Raw genomic sequence first — 3,073 nt, 5'->3', positions numbered from 1 at the left:
CATAATGCCGCGACCCGGATTATGCCGCATGGCCTCCGCTGGAGGTCGGTTTTCCTGGCATCGGCCATGCGGCTGTTCGGCATAATCAGAGCCTTTCCAGGAACGCGAGGAGCTGATCGTCGGGCCGGAACCGGCTCGACGGTGTGGCGGGGGCGACGACGCGAGCGAGTGCCTTTTCCTTCATCCGCATGTCGGCGTGGATGTAGATCTGGGTGGTTTCGACGTTTTCGTGACCCAGCCAGAGCGCGATCACCGCGGGATCGACGCCGTGGTGGAGCAGGTCCATCGCCGTGCTGTGGCGAAGCGTATGCGGCGTGACCCGCCGGGAGCCGATGCTCGGGCATGCTCGCGCTGCCGTCAGGCAGTGCTTGCGGACCAGATGCTCGAGGGCATCGCGGCTCAGCCGTTCGCCGCGGATGGACGGGAACAGCGGCCTGCTCTCATCCTTGTCGGTGCCGATCCACGCCGCCAGCAGTTTGGCCGTCTCGCGACGCAGCGGTGTGGCGCGTTCCTTCCGACCCTTGCCCATGCAGCGGACGTGCGCACCGCCACCAAGGACGACGTCGCCGCACTTGAGGCCGACCAGTTCGGAGGCCCGCAGACCGGTCTGCACCGCGATCAGGAGCAGTGCATGGTCACGGCGCCCCGCCCACGTCGTGCGGTCGGGAGCTGCCAGCAACGCCGCGATCTCGTCGCCGTCGAGGAACGTCACCGCGCGCTTCACATAGCGCTTGTTGGGCATGGCGAGGACGCGCTGGCAGTGCAGCAGCCAGGTCGGATCACTCATCGCGACGTAGCGGAAGAACGATCGGATCGCGGCGAGCCGGGTGTTCCGGCTGCGCGCGCTGTTACCACGCACCGTCTCGGTATGAACAAGGAAGTCGGCGACCAGATCGGCGTCGATGTCCTCGATCGTCAGCTTGACCGGCGGCTTGCCGTGTCGGGCACTCGCATACCGCAACAGCAGCCGGAACGTATCGCGATAGCCTGCGACCGTGTGGCGGCTCGCCTCCATCTGAACGCACAGCCGGTCGGTGAAGAAGCGCTGGACCAGCGCGGGCAAGGTGGCGGCGCTCATTGGCGTGCCTCCCGGCCATCGGCGGTCGCTCGCGCCATCGCCAGATCGAGCAGCTCCGGAACCGCTTCCAGATACCAGTATGTGTTGGAGGGATTGCTATGGCCCAGATAGGTCGTCAGCCGGATCATCGCGCGCGCCGGGTCTTTTCCGGTGCGGTACCAGTCGATCATCGTCTTCACCGCAAAGCTGTGCCGAAGATCGTGGACGCGCGGTCCCCGCCCATGCTTGCCATATGGCTGATGGGTCCGCAGGCCGATCTGCTGACAAGCCTGCGCGAAGTTGTACCGGGCGGAGCAGTCGGTGAGGCGTGTGGCTTTGTCGGTCACGAACAACGGCTTGGCCGATTGGCCGATCAGCCGGTCGCGCTCCGCAACATAGCCCACCAGCTGCGTGACCACGCTCTGGTCGAGCGGCAGCAAGCGCTCTTTGCCGAGCTTGCCTTGTCGCACGCGCAGCACGCCATGGTCGGTGTCGAGGTCGTCGCGATCGAGCGCCAGCGCCTCGCTGATCCTCAGACCAGTGACCGTGATGAGCCCGAACAACGTCGAGCAGGTCAGCCCGCGCAGGCCATAGACCGACGGCAGCGCCTTGGCCGCTGCGATGATCGATCCGACCTCGGCATCGGTGTAGATATACGGACGCGACCGCTTGTAGGCGCCTGGCAGCAGGCCTCGCGGCGGCACTTCATGCGCCGGATCGAAGCTGCTCAGCCACTGCGCGAACAGGCGCACGACGCTGAGCCTCGCCACTCGGGTCGAGGAGCAGGCCTCGGGCAGCGTCGCGTGCCAGCGCAGGAACAGTGCCGTGTCGATGCGATCGGCGCCTTCGCGATCGGCGAACCGGGTGAAGCGGCGGAGGATGCGCTCGGAGGTGCCAAGGTCGTAGCCGAGGCTGCGCCGGACACGCAGATAGCGATCGAGCTGATACGTGAGGCTCATTGCGCGCCTCCCGTCACGGGCCAGGGCATTGCGACAGACCGCAGCCCGTCGATGTCGAGCCGGGCATATATCATCGTCGACGAACGCGAGCGGTGCCGCAGCACATCGCCCACCTCGTCGAGCGATGCGCCCGCGTTCACCAACTGTGTCGCAAGGCTATGACGCAGCAGGTGCGATCCTACATAGGGAGTCACCGGCTTCTGGCCGGTTGCCTTCAACGCCTCCTTGAGGATCGCGTTGACGATCTGCCCGTCCTTGAACGGCCGATACGGCGCGCGATGCGTGACGAACAGGGTTCGGCAGATCGCCGGGCCACGCTCCTCGCGAAGATACGTGCTCAACGCGTCGCCGACCTCCGGCGAGATCGGCAGGCGGTCATGCAGCTGGCCCTTGCCGCGCACCGTCAGTTCGCCGGCGCGCCAGTCGATGTCGTCGAGTTGGATCGCGATGACCTCGACCGCGCGCAGGCCAAGCCGCGCCATGACCAACAGCATCGCGTAGTCGCGGGCACCGACTTTTGGATTGCTACGTGCCGAAGCGAGCACCGCCTCGACCCCATCCGGCGAGAGATGCCGGGGAAGCCGCGCATCCCAGCGCTTCGCCGTCTTGGGGAGGGTCAGCGCCAGATTGGTGGCCGTCACCGCGCGCCCGAACAGATATTGAAGAAAGGTGCGAACATGCGTCGCAACCGTCTTGTCGCGGCGTCCCGTCGCCAGAACGTGCTCGATGAAGCCGATCACATCGGGGGGACGAAGGTCCGGCAGATTGATCGCTCCTTCACCGAAGCGATGATCGAGGAACCGGTTGGCGAACCGCAGCGTGTGGTAAATCGTTCGCGGGCTCAGACCACGCTGCTTGACGAGATAGTCCTCGAAGTCGGTCAACAGCACCGCTCGCGCGGCTCCCGCCTCAGTCAGAATGTCGGTCATGATCGTAATGCTCCAGGTTGTTGGAGCACCGAAGATTATGCCGAACGGGTTTCCCCCGATCATGCTGACAACCGCGCCTTCTCGGCGGCGCGCGGCATAATCCGGGTCGCGGCATTATGCCCGAGCTC

Annotated in this window: 3 protein-coding genes; all 3 read right to left on the bottom strand. The window is 65.7% G+C overall.

From position 1 onward, the window contains the following. Window positions 1-85: 85 nt before the first annotated feature. The 3 genes from IAG41_RS22745 to IAG41_RS22735 are packed head-to-tail and all read right to left on the bottom strand — an operon-like array spanning window position 86 to window position 2,945. Window positions 86-1,078, bottom strand: coding sequence for a tyrosine-type recombinase/integrase (locus tag IAG41_RS22745; RefSeq protein WP_187730992.1), 993 nt, complete (start codon window positions 1,076-1,078; stop codon window positions 86-88). Continuing rightward, window positions 1,075-2,016, bottom strand: a complete 942-nt coding sequence (locus IAG41_RS22740) for a tyrosine-type recombinase/integrase (protein WP_187730991.1) — start codon at window positions 2,014-2,016, stop codon at window positions 1,075-1,077. The genes IAG41_RS22745 and IAG41_RS22740 overlap by 4 nt, the downstream gene beginning before the upstream one ends. Continuing rightward, on the bottom strand, window positions 2,013-2,945 hold the full coding sequence (locus tag IAG41_RS22735; protein WP_187730990.1) for a tyrosine-type recombinase/integrase: 933 nt from the start codon (window positions 2,943-2,945) through the stop codon (window positions 2,013-2,015). The genes IAG41_RS22740 and IAG41_RS22735 overlap by 4 nt, the downstream gene beginning before the upstream one ends. Window positions 2,946-3,073: the final 128 nt, after the last annotated feature.

This window comes from Sphingomonas sp. JC676, assembly GCF_014489075.1.
Lineage (GTDB): Bacteria > Pseudomonadota > Alphaproteobacteria > Sphingomonadales > Sphingomonadaceae > Sphingomonas.
Note: the sequence above shows the minus strand (reverse complement) of the source record. Positions and strands in the feature narration are given on the sequence as shown.